Raw genomic sequence first — 17,496 nt, 5'->3', positions numbered from 1 at the left:
AATTGCGTTTCGTGCTCTGTGGTGGCGCCGGGAGGAATGTTTTTTCAGCGAAGCCGATGGTTCAGCCGGCAGCCGTGCCCCGGAGCAGCACGTTGAGCCCGATTGCCATCACCTTGGCCGATTCCACCATGTCCGAGATACCGACCCATTCGTCGGGCCGGTGGGCGAGATCGAGAATGCCCGGACCATAGGCGATGCAATCGTAGAGGTGGCCGATGCGGGCAATGTGCTTCTGGTCGTAAGTGCCTGGCGAAATAATATAATCCGGTTCGCGGTCGAAGATCGCCATGATGCCTTGCGCCACCGCCTTGACCACCGGCGCATCGCGTTCGGTCATCAACGGCAGCACCTCCATCAGGTCGCGGATTTCGTAGTCGAATTTTTTGCGCTCGCGCTTCAGCCGGTCGAGGATATCGGTCACCTCGCTTTTGACCGTGGCAAGATCTTCCTCAAGCAGGAAGCGGCGATCGATGGTCAGCCGGCAAGCATCGGGCACGTTAGGTGAGGGCAGGCCCGGGCGGAAATCCTCGGTCTGGCCGCCATGGATCGAATTGATGTTCATGGTCGAGCGCTTTGCCCCTTCGGGGACGACAGGCATGCGCGTCACCTTGCGGTCGAGCGCTGGAAACAGTTCGTCCTCGAAGGCCTGCAACACCGCGCCCATGTGGCGCACCGCATTGTCGCCTAGGAACGGCATCGAGCCATGCGCGATCTCGCCCTTGGTCTCGATCTCCGCCCACCAGACGCCGCGGTGACCAAGGCAAATACGGTCCTTGTTCAGCGGCTCCGGGATGATGACGTGGTCGACCTTCGGTTTCGAGAAATAGCCGAGCTTGGCCAGATGAGCGACGCCGCCGAAACCGCCGGACTCCTCGTCGACCGTGCCTGAGATTTCGATGGCGCCGGGAAAATCGGGGAAAACCTCCATGAACGCTTCGGCCGCGATGATCGAGGCGGCGAGGCCGCCCTTCATGTCGCAGGCGCCGCGGCCGTAAACCTTGCCGTCCTTCACCATGCCGGCAAAGGGATCGACGCTCCAGCCTTCGCCGGCTTCGACGACATCGATATGCGAGTTGAAATGGACGCAGGCGCCGGGCGAGCGGCCGTCGAAGCGGGCGACGACATTGACGCGCGGGTAGCGCTCGGTGTCGCCGGGCGTGCCTTCGGCACGGATGAACTCGGTTTCGAAGCCGCGCTTGCCTAACCGGGCAGCGATGTATTCGGCGCAAGGACGATAAGCTTCGCCCGGCGGGTTGATGGTCGGGAAACGGATCAGGTCGGCAGTGAGCTGGACCAGATCATCGGTGCGGGCGTCGATCGCCTTGAGGAGTCGTTCGTTCATGCCGGGAGTTGAGCAGGCAAGGGGATGGTTTTGCAAGCGTCACGCCAATGGCGTCGAAACTACGTGTCGCCGCAGCAACTATAGCGGGAAAATCGTTCAAATTCGCTGCTTTAGATTGGCGATTTTATCAAGGAGTGTGTGTTAGATCACTCACCTGTCGTTAAAAAGATGAAAAATCGCGTGATGACAGAGCAGGCAAGGGGCATCAAAGGGGTTTGATCTCATGACTAAAATCGTTCTCATGGCGGCAGCTTTTGCGGCGATGCTGTTTGGCACGTCCATCGAAAGCAGGGCCGCTTCGCTGGTGGCCAGCATCGACGTCTCATCGCAGACCATGACCGTCAGCCAATACGGCCAGGTGCTTTATCGCTGGAGCGTGTCCACCGCCCGCAGCGGCTACTTCACGCCGCGGGGCACCTATCGGCCGCAGCGGACGGCGCGGATGTGGTATTCGAAAAAATACCACATGTCGCCAATGCCTTATTCGGTGTTCTTCCATGGCGGCTACGCCATCCACGGCACCGGCGCAGTCCGGCAGCTTGGGCGCCCGGCCTCGCATGGCTGCGTGCGGTTGCACACGGCCAACGCCGCGATGTTCTATTCGATGGTGCGGGAAGTCGGCTTCGGCAACACCCGGATCGTGGTTACGAACTGATGACCTAAGATTGACGCTGCCGCTGGCCGGCAGCGTCCTTTGCCTGACCGCGCCGGCGGCGGCGCCGGCCTGAGATTTCCCACCTTTTGTGGAACCACATCCACTGGCCTGGGTCCTCGCGCACCCAGCGCTCGACCACGTCGGCGAGCAACTGCGTGGTGGCGGCAACGTCGACGCTGCCGCTGTCGTTGCGCGGCAAGGTCAGCTTGTCCTCGATCTCGAGGCGGAAACGGTTGCCCGGCAGCCTGACGCAGCGCGCCGGGTAGACGTCGCAGTCATAGTGGCGGGCGAGCATGCCCAGAACCGGATTGCTCTGGCACGGGCGGCCGAAGAAGGTCGTCTCCAGTCCGCTTGAGAATTTCTGGTCGACCAGAACGCCGATATTGCCGCCGTTCTCGAGAATGGACGCCAGCGCGAAGGAGGCGCCGGTGGAGGAGGGCAACAGAGCGCCCATGCTCGAACGGCGGGTCGAGTGGATGTAGTCGGCGAGGTACGGGTTGTTGGGCGGGCGAAACAGCGCCGTGATCTGCATGCCGAAGGTGGCGGCCGCCACCGGCAAAAGCTCGAAATTGCCGAGATGGCCCGTAAACAGGATATGCGGCTTTTCTTCGCCGGCTATATCGAGGAAATGCTCTGCGCCCCGAACCTCGATGCGGCCGGGCTTTGTCGCCTTCGGATCGTAGTCGAACAGCGCGTCGAGGAAGATGTATTCGGCGGCGAGCCGGGCCATGTTGCCCCACATGTCGGAGGCGATGGCCTCGATCTCGGCGTCGCTCTTGTCGGGGTAGGCTAGACGCAGATTGTTGATGGCAACGCGGTGGCGTCCGACCCGCGGGCCGATGCGGCGGGCGGCGCGGTCGGCGAAATTGAGCGCGCTGTCGGCCGGCAGCAGACGCAGCAGCGAGATGATCGTCATCGCCGCACGCGCCACCAGCCAGTGCTCCATCTGGCGCAGTCTTCGGCCATAGCGGAACATGAAGTCCCGGCGGGCTTTCTTGAACACCTTGCCGACCATTGGCCTAGGAGACGCGCAGGATGATCTTGCCGAACACGTCGCGGCCTTCCATGCGCTTCAGCGCGGCGTCGATACCGTCGAAGCCGACTTCGGTGTCAATGACCGGGACGACCTGTCCGGCCGCCATCTTCTGCATGGCGTTGGCCATGTTCTCCATGCGGCAGCCGAAGGATCCGAGCAGCTTCAATTGCTGCTGGAAGAGCTGCATCAGGTTGATCTGCGTCGACACGCCGGAGGTCGAGCCGCAGGTGACCAGGCGGCCGCCGCGCTTGAGGCAGAGCATCGAGGCGGCAAAGGTGTCGGCGCCGACATGTTCGAAGACGACATCGACGCCCTTCTTCTTGGTTAGCTTGCGCACGACGCCCTCGAAACGGTCGTCGCGGTAGTTGATGACGTGGTCGGCGCCGAGCGCCCTGGCCTTGTCGATCTTGTCGTTCGAGCCGACCGTGGTGATGATGGTGCAGCCCATGCGCTTGGCCAGCTGGATGGCCGCCGAGCCGATGCCAGAGCCACCGGCATGGATGAGGATCGTCTCGCCGGGCTGCAGCTTCGCATTGTCGAAGAGCATGTGCTCGACCGTGCCGAAGGTGACGGGCGCGACCGCCGCTCCGACATCGGTCACGCCGGGCGGGGCAGGGACCAGCAGGCGCGCCGGCAGGTTGATCTTCTCCTGGGCAAAACCGTCGAGATGGAAGCCGTGCACGCCCGATACATGTTCGCAGAGATTGTCGCGGCCTTCGCTACAGGCACGGCAGAGGCCGCAGGTGCGGGCGCCATAGATCGACACCAATTGCCCGGGCAGCAGGCTGGAAACGCCGGGACCGACGGCCTCGACTTCGCCGGAGGCTTCAGCGCCGACGACCAGCGGCAGCTTGCGCTTGGCAAAGGCCATGCCGCGCCAGCCCCAGACGTCGATGTGGTTCAGCGCCACCGCCTTGATGCGCAGTGTGACCTCGCCCAGTGCGGGCGGCGGCGGGGGCGGCAGGTCCACCGTTTCAAGACGGCGATCCTCGATAAGTTGCAGTGCGCGCATAAGGCCTGTCGGTTCTGTTTGAGCGGAAGGGCTCGCTTAGACCGGTTCCCGCGCCATGACAAGGCAGGTGTTCTGGCCGCCGAAGCCGAAGGAGTTCGACAAAACGGTGCCGACTTCGGCATTGCGCTTCTTGTTCGGCACCACGTCGAGCACGATCGCCGGATCGGGATTGTCGTAGTTGATGGTCGGCGGAATGACGCTTTCGCGCATGGTCATCAGAGAAAATGCCGCCTCCACAGCACCCGCCGCCGACAGCGTATGGCCAATCATCGACTTGTTCGACGAGACCGGCATGGAGCCGAACCGCTCGCCGAACACGGTCGACAGCGACAGATGCTCCATCTTGTCGTTTTCCGGCGTCGAGGTGCCGTGGGCGTTGACGTAGTCGATCTCGTCTTTGCTGAGGCCGGCATCGGCAAGGGCTGCGCGCACGGCGGCGATTGCCGGCGAACCGTCGGGCTTGGAGCGGGTGCGGTGGAAATCGTCGGCTTTTTCGCCGCAGCCGCGCAGGATGCCGAGAACGCTGGCGCCACGGGCAAGGGCAGCCTCGAGCGATTCCAGCACCAGCGCGCCGGAGCCTTCGGCGAGCACAAATCCGTCGCGGTCCTTGGAAAAGGGTTTTGAGGCCTTTTCCGGGATGTCGTTGTGGGTCGACAGCGCCGACAGCAGCGAAAAGCGGATCAGCGCCTCGGCGGTGGCCGAGCCGTCGGCGCCGATCGACAGCGCCCGGTCGCATTCGCCGCGGCGGATTGCCTCGACGCCGAGCTGGATGGCCGTGGCGCCTGATGCGCAAGCGGTCGACAGCGTGATCGGCAGGCCACGCGTGCCAAACCGGTCAGCCAGCCGGTCGGCGATCGCGCCGAACTGCGTCGTTGCGAAAGTATCTGTTTCCTTCAGCCCGCGCGCCACCCTGAGCAGCCTTTCGGCGCCGGCGCCCTGGCCGTCGGAATTGTAGAGCGAGAAGCGATCGTGCCAGTCGAGCTCGACCGGCGGCGACGCAAGGAAGAGCGGGCCGCCGAAATCAGAGGAGTCGAGGCCGGATTCGGCCACGGCCTCATTTGCTGCGGTCTCAGCCAACTCGTAGGTCAGCAGGCTGGCGCCCTTCGAGCTTGAGTCGAGGAAGTCGACCATGCCGGAGATGCGGGTGTTGAGGTGGTCGACGGGAAAGCGAGTGATCGGGTGGATGCCCGATTTGCCGGAGGTCAGCGCTGCCCAATTATCTGCCTTGCCGACGCCGAGCGAGGTCACCACGCCGATGCCGGTGACGGCGACGATCGGCCTGCCCATGTGATCTCTGAGATTGGCCATCCGGAACCTCTTAACTTTGCAGCATGATCGCGCAGCGCCGCCTCAGGCGGTGTTGACCAGCGCCATGCCCTCGAATTGGTGATAGCCGATCGCCGTTGCAAGCACGGTCTCTGGGATGCCTTCGAACGGCTTCTCGGTCGCGGCGTCGAAAACGGGGTAGGCGGCCTTGCGGTCGACTGCCAGTGCGGCGAGCGCCACAGCGAACGGAAACTGCGCTTCCTTCATATGCCCGGTCAGCGTCGCGAAACCGCGCGCCGATATCGCCGGATTGGCATCGAGCGCTGCCTTCTCGGCAGATGTTGCTGTATGCGCGCCGGAAGCGCCGGACATGGCAAGCAGCTTACCGTTCGGGAGTGCTGCCTGTTTGAGCAACGCCGCGATCTCGGCGTCGAGTTCGCCGCGCGAGCGCCGGGCGCGGCCGGAGACGACCGGTCCGAGCTCGGCATAGATCTTGCGGCCGCGGCTTGTCGCGTGTTCGCGCTGTTCCAGCACCAGGAAGGCGCCGCCGGAGCCGGAGACCAGGCCGCCACCCTCGGCACCCTGTCTTTGCCAGACCGGCTTCCATGGGCCGCGATGCAGATAGCCGGCCAGTTCATACCCCAGCAGCATGTCGGAATGTTCGGTCTGGAAGGCGCCGCCGACCAGAATATGCGTCGACTGTCCCGAGCGGATACGCGCGGCAGCCGTCTCGACGGCGGCGACACCGGCACCTTCCTCGCCCATGAAGGTCCTGGACGATCCGGTGACCTTGTGGACGATGGAGATGTTGCCGGCGAGCAAATTGGAAAGCTGGGCCAGAAACAGGGTCGGCCGCAATTCGGTGGTCAGCTTCTCGTTCAGCAGCACGTCGCGGTCGTTGCGGCTTTCCGAAGCGGCAAGGATGGCGGCATCGACCGCCTCGTCGCGCTCGCCGCCGCCGGCGGCCACCACCATGTCCATGGTCGTGCAGAGCTCGTCATTGCCCTTGATGCCGGCGTCGTCCAGCGCAAGGCCGGCGGCATAGGTGCCGAGCCGCTGCCATGTCTCCATCTGCCGCTGGTCGCCGCGCTTGGCGATCTGCAGGTTCCAGTCGATCTCGGGCAGCGGATGGACGGTGTAGGGCGCAAAGCGCGCGGCTTCGAGCACCGGCTGCAGGCCTGGCTGCGCCAGCTTCTGCCAGTGGGCGTCTGGGCCTTCTCCCAGCGAGGAGACAAGGCCAATGCCAGTGATGACGACGTCGCGGGGGCTGCTCATGAGCGGCTTTGTGGGTCAGGCGGCGCGGCCCGTCAAGGCCGCGCGCTTGCCGATATCAGGCGTTCTTGGCAGCGACCAGCGCGTCGATCTTGGCGCACAGGTTCTTCATGACGAAGTAATCGTCGGTCGAGGCCTTGCCGTCATTGACTTCCTGGGTCCACTTTTCCAGCGGCACCTTGATGCCGAATTCCTTGTCTATGGCAAAGACGATGTCGAGGAAATCCAGGCTGTCGATGCCGAGATCGTCAATCGTGTGGCTCTCGGGGGTGATGGTGTCGATATCGATCTCGCTGGTGTCGGCAATGATCTTGGCGACTTTGTCGAACGTGGTGGACAAGGGCTCTTCCTTCGGTTGCGGGCGGAATCTGTCCGCATCTGGTTTGGGCGCTGTCTAATCGGTTTTTCCCGGCAGGAAAAGGCCTGATGCGCCGGGCGCAGATGGGATGGCCTTCCCATAAAGACAAGAAGGGCCGCCCAATAGGCCGGCGGCCCTTCCGATTGACGTAAAGTCAGCTCAGTTTTCGCGAAGCTTGACGATGTCGTTGAGCAGTCCGCCCGTCCCGTTGTGGACGGTCAACCGCTCGACCTTGCCGGCGATGGTTTCCAGGGCCTCAAGCTCCTTCAGCCGCAGCATCACCGGGTTCTCGGCCATCACCCTGGCCGTGTTGAGGAGGGAACGCGTTGCGTTCGTCTCCTCGCGGCGGCGGATGACGTTGGCCTCGGCCTGCTTTTCGGCCGAAACCACCTGGTTGAGGATTTCGCGCATCTCGCCCGGCAGGATCACATCCTTGAGCGCGATATCGCTGACCTCGACCCCGATCGCGGCCATGTCGGCACGGACCTTGGCCGCCGCCTCCTCATCGACCGTCACCTTCTTTTCAAGGATCTGGTCGAGCGTCAGCGCGCCAAGCGTCTTGCGGAAGGCGTACTGCAGGGCGCGGTAGAGGGCTTCGGAGAAGTCCTTCACCGTGCTCACCGCCTTGACCGGGTCGACGACCTGGTATTCGGCGGCGATGTTGACGCGGATCGTCACCCGATCCTTGGTCAGCACTTCCTGCCCGGCGACATCAAGCGACTGGCGCTTGAGGTCGACGACCTTCACCTGCACCATGCGCCCGACATTCCAGAACGCATGCACGCCGGCGTCAAGCGTGCGCACCAGCACACCGTCGACGAACAGCAGTCCGGCCTGGCCATCGACGACCGGATGGACGGACATCAATTCCGTCTTCCTGCTTTGGCCGAGCCGGCGCATGAGCGCCGGATCGATGGCGAGATCGACTGCGGTGTCGACCAGCGTCACCTTCCACGGCCCGGCATCCGTCCACAGCACCAGCTTGCGGTCCGGCGCGAGGGCGGCGTGCAGATTGCCGTCGCGCTCGATGACGGCGACCTCCGTGCGTCCGGTGCGAACGACAGTGAAATGACGCGCGGCCACATCCGGGAGCTTGTCGAACAACGCCTTCTCGTATGCCGAAACGAATTCCGGATTCTTCAGATCGTGCCGGGACACTTCAAGGTTGCCGCGCCGGTTGGCGAGCGAATGCTCGCCCGGCAGCAGGACAGCCTTGATCTCCCCCCTGTAGAGGGTGAGGGCACGTTCGTTTTCCCTTACGAGGACGCGCTCGCGTCCAAGAACCTTGTCGAGAATAGTCGTCATTGTCTTACTCCTGTCGGGCATGGCCCCATGCGAGGCGTCACGTCATGCTTCGATCTTCCCTTCGTTTCTCGTTTCAAATCGTCTCGTACTTCCAGCCCGGCATGAATGATCCGGGGACCGGTGACATCGATCCGTGGCGGGCCTTCGGGAGCGGATCGCGGGGTAGCGAAGCGGGCTCGGCAAGCCTTGGCCTCCCTTGCCGGCGACACTGCGCCTTGATCATCACCGCGGGCCTGGCCGCGAGCCGATGGCGTCGGATCTTTCGATCTGCCTTGGCCCGAAGACTTCGGCGGCTCGTCAGGTCTTCAGCATTCCGGTCCCCGGACCGTTTTTCAGATAACACCACCCAAAGGTGTTGGCTTATCAGGCCAATGGAGAAGGATTCGAACCTTCGACAATCAGATTAACCGTCTGATGCTCTACCCAACTGAGCTATCCGTGGTGTGGATGAAGGGACTCGAACCCTCGACCTCCGGACCCAAATCCGGCGCTCTCACCTCTGAGCTACACCCGCAATCCCTCCACCCGAAACGGCGCCGTATGCAGGGCGGCAAAGCCGCCTGCACGGGCGGAGACGAAAGCTCCAACCGTTGTGCTCGCTTCGGTTTTCGTGACCGGGAGCGCGCCTATAGACCCTGCGACGGGTTGTCGCAAGCGGCATTGTGGCGGCTTCTTTGCGGCTTCTTTCGGTGGTGGCATTTCGGCAACAGTGCGCGGGGCCGACGGGCTTGTCAGAAAGTGACGCGGCCGAGCACGCGCAGGCCGTCGCCTTGCAGCTCGACCACCACCGCTTCGCCTTCGCGCGGCGACACGCCGGTCAGCGCCACGATGTTTTCGAGGTGCGTGACCATGACCAGATTGTCCGAGCCGGTATAGGCGCGGATTTCCTTCACGACCGCGGCAAGCTGCGCGGCCTTCTCGGTCGGATCGCTCTGCAGCAGATCGAGCGGTGCGAAAGGCTCGGGGTCGGCTTCGAAAGCGATCCGGGCGGTGTCGAGGCAGCGGCAGTAGCGGCTGGATAGCACGCGCTCAACAGGGGCGGCGCGGGCGCCGAACAAGGCGCCGATCTTGTTCGCCTGCTGCTTGCCGCGCGCCGACAGATTGACCTGGGTGGCGCAGTTGTCGATGTCGAAATTGGCCGGATCGGTGGTGCCGGTGACCAGCGCATGGCGCAGCAGCACGACACGGCCGCCGTCACGCAGCAGCGCCCAGCCGGCGTCCGTCGCATGGGCGACGGCGGGGAGAACAAGCAGAAATAGCGCCAGCACAAATCGAATCATCTGAAACCTTCCGAGAGCCGGATGTCGGCCCCGGTCATTCGCATATAGGGATCGGAAAGCCGCCACAAAGACAAGCGAAAGGCGGACGCTCCATCCGCAACTTCACTTTTTCGCCATCTGCTTCTTCGCCAGATCGATCTTCTGGTCGGTGAGCGAGATTGGGATCGTGTAGCCGGCTTCAGTAAAGCCCTGCTTGGCGTTCTCGAAGAATTCGATTGCCTTGAGGTATTCCGGCTTGCCCGCGCCGTAGCTGGCGCGGTTCCAGTGGACGTCACCGAGATTGTTCTGCTCGAAGGCCCACTGCAGCGGCTGGCTTTCGCGCGTAAACACCTTCAGCGTCGCCGTGAACGCCGCTTCGGCGTCGTTGAGATATTTGTCGGTCCGCTGGAGATTGCCGAGGTTGAGCAGGCTCATGCCGATGCCATTTTGAGCATTGGCCCAGTCGACCGGTGCCGCCTCGAGGGTGAGTATTTCAAGCGCTGCCCGCCGCGCATCGATCGAATCCTGCAGGGTCTTGGCATCACCATTGCTCATGCTCAGCCAGTGCAGCGTCGAGCCCAGGCCGGCCTGGGCCAGTGCCCATTGCCGCGGGTTCGTCTCGCGCTTGTACTCGCGCAACGCATTGCCGTAGGCGTCGACCGCATCGCTATAGTGCTCGGGCTTGTCGGTCACGCCGCCCAGCAGCTGCAGCGTGTTGCCAAGATTGTAGTAGCTCATAGCCCAGTCCTGCGGGAACTTCCGCCTGACATACACCTGCCGAGCGGCTTGGAAGGCCGCGGCCGACTGTTCCAGCTTGGCCGCATCACGCGTCCGCTGACCAAGCGTCTGATAGATCGAACCGAGATTGTTCTGGGCCGACGCCCAGTCCATCGGGAAGCGCTGGCGGGTGAACACGGTCAGCGCGTCGTCGTAAGCAGCCGCTGCTTCGTCGAGCGTGGCCGTGCCCATATCGAAGCGGGCAACACCGCTCAGCGCATTGCCGAGGTTGAGGCGACTGGTGGCCCAGGACACCGGGAAGGTTTCGCGGGTTCGCACTTCGAGTGCGGCGCGAAAAGCGTCGGCCGCCTCATTGATCTTGGCCTTTTCGTTGAGCTGGATGCCGAGCGTAACCAGCGTGTTGCCGAGATTGTTCTGGACCATCGCCCATTCCACGGGAGCTTTCTCGCGCGTGTATTCCTCGAGCGCCAGGCGGTAGGCGGCTTCCGCGTCCTTCAGATGCTCGCCGCCGGGCTCGCGCTCGGAAAGGGCATAGAGCGCCAGGCCGAGATTGTTCTGCGACGCGGCCCAGTCGAGCGGCAGCTTGTCGCGCGGGCGCTTCTCCAGGGCGGCGCGCATGGCCACCACCGCATCGTTGAGGCGCTTCGGATCGCTTTCGCGCTCCCCTATCTTCAGCAGCACGTTGGAAAGGTTGTTCTGCGCCGCAGCCCAGTTGCGATCGTCTTTCTCGCGCTCGAAGACGACAAGTGAATCGCGGAAGATCTGCGCCGCCTCGTCCAAATGCGTGGTCTCGGTTTCGCGTTCACCGATGGTTTGCAGCACAACCGCCATGTTGTTGCGAGTGATTGCCCAATCGCGATTCTGTTCACCATCAGGAATGAAGTTGAGGATGACACGGTAGGCTTCGATTGCCTGCTGCAGCGCATCGAGATCGCCGGAAGCTGAGCCATGAGCGTTGAGCGCCTCGGCCTCCTGGTTCTTGTAGTTCCAGCGCAGCTTGTCGTCCCATTTCTCGACCAGCGAAAACGCCTTGGCGTAGTCACTGGCGGCGGATTTGTAGTCGAAGACCAGCGCGGCGGCGTCGGCGCGTTTGGCGTAGACGGCGGCGTCGGCAATGCGCTTTTGCTTGACCAGATCCTCGGCCTCGTCAACTGCACCGCTGTTTTCCTCGACCCGGCCGACCGCGTCATCAAGGAATTTGCGTGCCGTCACCATGGCGCCCTGGTTGATGGCCTTGTCGGCGGAGGCGACGAGGCGCGAGATTTCGGGGTCGTCAGTGCGCAGCGCCGCGCGTTCGGCCATCATCTTCTTCAGGCGCTCGGCCTGGCCGTCCAGCACCTTCTGCAGGTCGTTCGGATCTTCGGGGATCTTTTCCGTGCCGAGCGCCTTGAGCACGCCGTAGAGCGCGTCGAGCGGCACACCGTCCTGAAGCGAGGCGAGTTCCACCTGCGCCCGCTTGGGGTCGGGCAGGTCCGAAATGGTCAGCAGCAATTGCCGCCTCTCGCCGGTGATCAGCCCGTCATCGCCGGTCGGCTCCGGCGGCGCGACGCCGAAATAGAGCAACCGGCGCAGGCTCTCGCTGACCCAGGGGCGCTGCTTAGCCTTGGTGTCGAGATAGACTTCTTCGGTGACCATGCGCATGACCGAGCCGAATTCCGTACCCTTCATCGCCGTGAGATGGCGCAGCAGGGCGGTTGCGTAGGGGCTGTTTTCGCCGGCGGCGCCGTCGAGTGCCGGGCGGCCCGGTTCGGCGGCAAAGCCCACCACCGTGCCGAGGCTCGCATCGTCGGCCGAGGCATTGCCGAGCGCCTTGGCGCCGCGCACCGGTTCCAGCCCGCCGGTGCCGATGGGCTCGGCGGAAGCCGTCGGCGCCCGGCGCACGACCGCGTCGGCCGGAAACGGATTGGTGCGGCAGGCGTCGAGCAGCACGATCGTCACCGGCACGGTCTTCTTCAGCTCGTCCATGACGGTGGAAATCGGCACCAGCGCCTCACCGGCATTCTTCAGCGAGGAGAGATCGGCGTCGACCGGCACAAGATAATTCTCGCCGCCGGCTTCGATGCCGTGGCCGGAATAGTAGATGAAAGCGACATCAGCGCCTTCGGCGTCCTCGACGAAGCGGTCGAGGTCGCGCTTCAGCTTGGCGGCATCGCGGTCGGTGACATTGCGGGCGTCGAAGCCGAGGTCGGTCAGCATCTTGGCCACGTCTCGGGCGTCATTGGCCGGATTGGCAAGGGCCGCGATATGTTCGTATTTCGACTGACCGATGATCAGCGCCACGCCCTTGAGGCTTTTGGTCTCAGTGGCCTCAGCCACAGATACGGCAAGGCAAAGCAGCACGGTGACGAAAGCCGCCAGCTGCCGGACAAGATTGCCTTTCGAGGTGGCAACAAAGGCCATTTGTCGTGTCGTCCGCCCAATGCTCCAAACCCTCTATAAGCCTGCCGGCCGACGATGATCAAATTCGGGCGCGATTGCGCCGCGACCATGGCTCGCTTATCCCTCGGGAAATGTCGCCGCTTACCGAAACCGTCCTCTTCGTCTTCAGTCTTGTCGCGCTCGGCTATATCGCCGGGTGGACCGGCTATCTCAGGCCGGCGAGCGGCGACGGCATCTCCGAATTCGCCGTCAACGTGGCGATGCCGCTGCTTCTGTTCCAGACGATGGTGAGGTCCGACTTCCACGGCGTGGCGCCATGGCCGCTGTGGTTCGCCTATTTCGCGGCAGTCGCCATCACCTGGGCCGCCGGCCATCTGGTCACCACGCGCATTTTCGGCAGGGATGCCCGCGCCGGTGTCGTCGGCGGCGTGTCGTCGGCGTTTTCCAATGTTGTGCTGCTCGGCGCGCCCTTTATACTCGGCATATTCGGAGCGGATGGCTTCGAGGTGCTGTCTCTGCTGGTCTCGGTGCATCTGCCGATCATGCTGATGGCCTCGATCGTGCTGTTCGAAGTGTTCGGCCGCGGCAGTGGCGAACCCATGCATCCCTGGCGCGTTGTCCGTAGCTTCCTCAGGCGGCTGTTCATGAATCCGTTGGTCATCGGCATTCTGGTGGGGCTTGCATGGCGCATCACCGGTGCGCCGCTACCTGATGTCGCCATGCGCCTGGTCGATGCGCTGGCCGCTACGGCGGCGCCGGTGGCGCTGTTTGCCATGGGGCTCAGCCTGCGCCGCTTCGGCATTTCGGGAAATGTCAGGCCGGCGCTGGTGCTTTCGGCACTGAAACTTTTCCTGATGCCGGCGCTGGTGCTGGTCTTCGTCTGGCTGCTCGGCCTGCCGCCGCTGACGGCCAAGGTGGCTGTGATGGTCGCCGCGATGCCATCCGGGGTCAATTCCTATCTGATCGCCGTGCAGTTCAACACTGGCCAGGCGCTGGCGTCGAACCAGATGACCATCGCCACGGCTTGTGCCGCTTTCACGACGACCTTCTGGCTGACAGTGGTGGTTCATGTCTTTGGTTAGGGGCTAACTTGCGTGCGGCTCTCGTCTTGCGCTGGCCCAACCCCTATATGCCATCTTGCAATTGCTTGCGGGGCTTGCCCTAGGTAAAGAGCAGTGGCTCCAGCGTGCCGGCACCGCCGCCTTGTGCACGCTCGTCAAAGAGATCCAGAAACCGGCCCGTCAGTGCGCCGAACGGAGGCTAGACCATGCTTCAGAAAACCAGCCATTTCATGCGCCAGGCCAATCTCATCAACGGCGAATGGGTGCAGGCCGACAGCGGCCAGACGGTGGACGTCAACAACCCGGCCACCGGCCTCAAGATCGGCACCGTGCCGAAGTCGGGCAAGGCGGAAACCCGCCGCGCCATCGAAGCCGCCGCCGAGGCCTTCAAGACCTGGCGCAAGACCACTGCGCTCGAACGCTCGAAGCTCTTGCGCAAGCTGCATGACGCGATGATGGACAATCAGGACGTGCTGGCCGAACTGCTCACCATCGAGCAGGGCAAGTCGCTGGCCGAATCCAAGGGCGAGATCGGCTCTGCCGCCGCCTACATCATGTGGTTCGCCGAAGAAGGCCGCCGCACTTATGGCGACGTCGTGCCGTCGCCGTGGGGCGATCGCCGCATCCTGGTGACCAAGGAGCCGGTCGGCGTCATCGCCGCGATCACGCCATGGAATTTCCCATCCTCGATGCTTGCCCGCAAGCTCGGCCCGGCGCTTGCCGCCGGCTGCACCGCCGTGGTCAAACCGGCCTCGCAGACGCCGTATTCCGGTCTTGCCTGGGGCGCGCTTGCCGAGGAAGTCGGCTTCCCCAAGGGCGTCGTCAACATCCTGACCGGTTCGGCTGCCGAAATCGGCGACGAGATCTGCGCCAACCCGCTGATATCGAAGATCACCTTCACCGGCTCGACCGAGGTCGGCAAGATCCTGATCCAGAAGTCGTCGGTCACCGTCAAGAAAGTGTCGATGGAACTTGGCGGCAACGCGCCGTTCCTGGTCTTCGACGATGCCGATCTCGACCGTGCCGTTGCCGGTGCCATCACCGCCAAGTACCGCAATTCCGGCCAGACCTGCGTTTGCACCAACCGCTTCCTCGTGCAGGCCGGCATCTATGACAAGTTTGTCGAGAAGCTGGTCGCAGCCAGTAATGGCCTGAAAGTTGGCTCGGGCCTGGAAGAGGGCGTCCAGCAGGGACCGCTGATCGACGTGAAGGCGGTCGAGAAGGTCGAGGAATTCATCGCCGACGCCACGTCCAAGGGCGGCAAGGTCGTTGCCGGCGGCAAGCGCCATGCGCTTGGCGGCTCGTTCTTCCAGCCGACCGTCATCGCCAACGCGAAGCCTGACATGCGTTTCATGAAGGAAGAGATCTTTGGCCCGATCGCCCCGGTGTTCAAGTTCGAGACCGAGGAGGAGGCCATCGCGCTCGCAAACGACACCGAGTTCGGCCTTGCCGCCTATTTCTACACCGGCGATCTCGGCCGCGCCTTCCGGGTCATGGAGGGTCTGAAATACGGCATGGTCGGCGTCAATGAAGGCCTGATCACCACGCCGGAAGCGCCGTTCGGCGGCGTCAAGGAATCGGGCCTCGGCAAGGAAGGCGGACATCAGGGTATCGAGGACTATCTCGACACCAAATATGTCTGCCTCGGCGGCCTCGGCCTCTAAACCATTGACGGGCAGGGGCAGGCCGCGTGCCTGCCCTTGCCAGACCACGTTCAGCCGGCCTAGAGCGGTTCACCGTTTCACGGAAACGTCAAACCGCTCTTTTTCTTTGTTTGATGCAATTCCTGACGGAAAAACCGTTTCACACTTTTCCTGGAATTGCTCTAAGTCCGTAGATCGACGAATTAGCATTTGGGCATAGCGATGAAGGACGGCGAAGTCTTCGGCACGACGCAGGCGGGCGAATCCGTCCGTCGTTTCACCATCCGTGGCGGCGGTATCAGTGCCAACATCATCGGGCTCGGGGCGATCATTCAGGATCTGCGGCTCGCCGGCCACGATGCGCCGCTGGTGCTGGGCTATGACCGCTTCGAGCCCTACGAAACCGACCGGGCCTTCTTCGGCGCGGTCGTCGGCCGTTATGCCAACCGCATCCGCGACGGCCGCTTCACCATCGCCGGCCAGCGTTACCAGACCGAACGCAATTTCCTAGGCAAGCACACGCTGCATGGCGGTTCGCGGGGTTTTTTCCACCGACCATGGACGGTTTCGCTGCACGGCCGGGATTTTGTCACGCTGACGCTGCACGATCCCGACGGCACGATGGGCTTCCCCGGCGCGCTCGACGTCACCTGCACCTACCGGCTGAAGATCCCCGGCACGCTCTCGATGGAACTGACGGCGACCTGCGAGGAGCCGACGCTGTGCAATCTGGCGCAGCATTCCTACTTCAATCTCGACGATGGCGGCACCAGTGACATCCTCGACCACCGCCTGATGCTGAATGCCGGCGCCTACACGCCGGTTGATGGCGAGATGATCCCGACCGGCGTCGTCAAGCCTGTCGACGATACCCCTTTTGACTTCCGCCAGGCGCGGCCGCTGCGCATGGAAACGGAGGGCGAGCAGCTCCCCTACGACGTCAATTTCTGCCTTGCGTCCAGCCGTGGTCCGCTTCACCAGGTGGCGTGGGCGCAAGGCGCCAATTCAGGCGTCGAGATGGAGGTCTGGACCACCGAGCCTGGCCTACAGCTTTACACCGGCCAATATGTCACGCCGACCTCAGGCGGCCTGGACGGGCGGCGCTACAAGGCATTTTCCGGCTTTTGTCTGGAAGCACAGGCCTGGCCCGATGCGCCGAACCGGCCCTATTTCCCGCAGGCCACGCTGTGGCCGGGCCAGATCTATCATCAGGTGACGGAATACCGCTTCCGCCTACCTTGAGAACTCAACTGTCGAACGCCGTCCTAAGCGTCTCGAACGGCGCCAGGGCGCCGCGGACCTGCACGACAGCGGCGGCAACGCGATGGGCGCGTTGCACGGCCTCTGCCGGCGCGTGGCCGGCAAGCCGGGCGGCGAGATAGCCGCCATTGAAGGAATCGCCGGCGCCGGTGGTGTCGACCGGGGTGGCGACATGCTGGGCCGGAACCGGCTGCAGGGTTCCGCCAGTGGCGATCAATGCCGGCTCCTCGCCATTCTTGACGACGACTTCGCCGACCAGTTTTCCAAACCGCGCTGCGGTCGCTTGCGGCGCGGTGTCGCCGAACAGCATCTGCTCGTCCGGGAAGGTTGGCAGCGCGATGTCGGTGACGGCAAGCGCATCGAGGATCGCAGCTTGCGCCTCTTCGCGACTCTGCCAGAGGCGCGGCCGGTAGTTGGGGTCGAAGGCGACCAGCGAACCGGCAACGCGGGCCTTGGCCACCGCTGCCAGCAACGTCTTGCGTGCGGCGGCGTCCAGAATTGCCAAAGTGATTCCGGAAAAATACACAAGAGCCTGGTTTTCAAGGCTTTTTGCCAAGGCAACCGGGTCCGAGGCAAGCCGTCTGGCCGCCGCGTCGCTGCGCCAATAGGTGAAGGCGCGTTCGGCGCCGGTCAAGGTGATGGCGTAAAGGCCGGGCCGGGCACCCGGGATGACCGGGCTGGCGCCGATGCCGATGCCGTTTTCTGCGAAAAAGGAAATCTGACCCTGCGAGAACGGATCGTCGCCGAAGGCAGAGACGTAAGTGGCGGGCCTCTCGCCGCTCAGCGCATGCAGTGCCCACAGCGTGTTGAACGTGTCGCCGGCAAAGCCCATGCGCCAGTTGGGCCCGGTCTGGCCGGACAGTTCGAGCATGCATTCACCGATCGAAGCGACGCCGTCTGCTGCCATAAC

The 17,496-nt window shown here is 63.6% G+C and carries 14 protein-coding genes and 2 tRNA genes; 4 read left to right on the top strand and 12 right to left on the bottom strand.

The features are described 5' to 3' along the window. Positions 1–61 precede the first annotated feature (61 nt). Entirely contained in the window at positions 62–1,342 is a 1,281-nt protein-coding gene (locus FJV77_RS01845; RefSeq protein WP_142865152.1) for an acetylornithine deacetylase/succinyl-diaminopimelate desuccinylase family protein, read from the bottom strand. Between the two features lie 223 nt (positions 1,343–1,565). On the opposite strand from FJV77_RS01845, the gene FJV77_RS01840 reads away from it, so the two are divergent. Beyond that, positions 1,566–1,997: a L,D-transpeptidase gene (locus FJV77_RS01840; protein ID WP_142865151.1), complete on the top strand. Its 432-nt coding sequence runs from the start codon at positions 1,566–1,568 to the stop codon at positions 1,995–1,997. Between the two features lie 4 nt (positions 1,998–2,001). Here the strand turns inward: FJV77_RS01840 and FJV77_RS01835 are convergent, their stop codons facing one another. The 10 genes from FJV77_RS01835 to FJV77_RS01790 form a co-directional block, all read right to left on the bottom strand. Further along, entirely contained in the window at positions 2,002–3,012 is a 1,011-nt protein-coding gene (locus tag FJV77_RS01835; RefSeq protein WP_142865150.1) for a lipid A biosynthesis lauroyl acyltransferase, read from the bottom strand. Between the two features lie 4 nt (positions 3,013–3,016). Then, complete coding sequence (locus FJV77_RS01830; protein WP_142865149.1) at positions 3,017–4,045, bottom strand: zinc-binding dehydrogenase; 1,029 nt, start codon at positions 4,043–4,045, stop codon at positions 3,017–3,019. Between the two features lie 36 nt (positions 4,046–4,081). Further along, the gene (locus FJV77_RS01825) at positions 4,082–5,353 is read right to left on the bottom strand and encodes a beta-ketoacyl-ACP synthase (protein ID WP_142865148.1); all 1,272 of its coding nucleotides are present in this window, start codon (positions 5,351–5,353) and stop codon (positions 4,082–4,084) included. Between the two features lie 42 nt (positions 5,354–5,395). After that, on the bottom strand, positions 5,396–6,586 hold the full coding sequence (locus FJV77_RS01820) for a beta-ketoacyl-ACP synthase (RefSeq protein WP_142865147.1): 1,191 nt from the start codon (positions 6,584–6,586) through the stop codon (positions 5,396–5,398). Between the two features lie 55 nt (positions 6,587–6,641). Continuing rightward, positions 6,642–6,923: an acyl carrier protein gene (locus FJV77_RS01815; protein ID WP_006335407.1), complete on the bottom strand. Its 282-nt coding sequence runs from the start codon at positions 6,921–6,923 to the stop codon at positions 6,642–6,644. 177 nt (positions 6,924–7,100) lie between these two features. Then, on the bottom strand, positions 7,101–8,246 hold the full coding sequence (locus tag FJV77_RS01810; protein WP_185970167.1) for a slipin family protein: 1,146 nt from the start codon (positions 8,244–8,246) through the stop codon (positions 7,101–7,103). Between the two features lie 368 nt (positions 8,247–8,614). Next, positions 8,615–8,683 (bottom strand) — tRNA-Asn (locus tag FJV77_RS01805). Between the two features lie 2 nt (positions 8,684–8,685). Further along, positions 8,686–8,760 (bottom strand) — tRNA-OTHER (locus FJV77_RS01800). Between the two features lie 217 nt (positions 8,761–8,977). After that, complete coding sequence (locus FJV77_RS01795) at positions 8,978–9,526, bottom strand: histidine phosphatase family protein (protein ID WP_142865146.1); 549 nt, start codon at positions 9,524–9,526, stop codon at positions 8,978–8,980. 102 nt (positions 9,527–9,628) lie between these two features. After that, a complete protein-coding gene (locus FJV77_RS01790; protein ID WP_142865145.1) occupies positions 9,629–12,643 on the bottom strand; it encodes a caspase domain-containing protein in 3,015 nt (1,004 codons plus the stop codon). A 110-nt stretch (positions 12,644–12,753) separates the two neighbouring features. On the opposite strand from FJV77_RS01790, the gene FJV77_RS01785 reads away from it, so the two are divergent. The 3 genes from FJV77_RS01785 (at position 12,754) to FJV77_RS01775 (ending at position 16,568) form a co-directional block, all read left to right on the top strand. Continuing rightward, positions 12,754–13,704 carry an AEC family transporter gene (locus tag FJV77_RS01785; protein ID WP_142865144.1) on the top strand — a complete coding sequence of 317 codons (951 nt, stop codon included), beginning with the start codon at positions 12,754–12,756 and terminating at the stop codon, positions 13,702–13,704. A gap of 185 nt (positions 13,705–13,889) precedes the next feature. Continuing rightward, positions 13,890–15,347 (top strand): NAD-dependent succinate-semialdehyde dehydrogenase, encoded by a 1,458-nt coding sequence (locus FJV77_RS01780; RefSeq protein ID WP_142865143.1) that lies wholly within the window; start codon positions 13,890–13,892, stop codon positions 15,345–15,347. Between the two features lie 195 nt (positions 15,348–15,542). Continuing rightward, positions 15,543–16,568 carry an aldose epimerase family protein gene (locus FJV77_RS01775; protein ID WP_142865509.1) on the top strand — a complete coding sequence of 342 codons (1,026 nt, stop codon included), beginning with the start codon at positions 15,543–15,545 and terminating at the stop codon, positions 16,566–16,568. Positions 16,569–16,572: 4 nt separating this feature from the next. On the opposite strand, the gene FJV77_RS01770 is transcribed toward FJV77_RS01775, so the two are convergent. Further along, entirely contained in the window at positions 16,573–17,493 is a 921-nt protein-coding gene (locus FJV77_RS01770) for a sugar kinase (RefSeq protein ID WP_142865142.1), read from the bottom strand. Positions 17,494–17,496: the final 3 nt, after the last annotated feature.

This window comes from Mesorhizobium sp. WSM4306, assembly GCF_007003975.1.
Classification (GTDB): Bacteria; Pseudomonadota; Alphaproteobacteria; order Rhizobiales; family Rhizobiaceae; genus Mesorhizobium.
The sequence above is the reverse complement of the archived record's forward strand: the minus strand, read 5'-3'. Positions and strand labels throughout refer to the sequence as shown.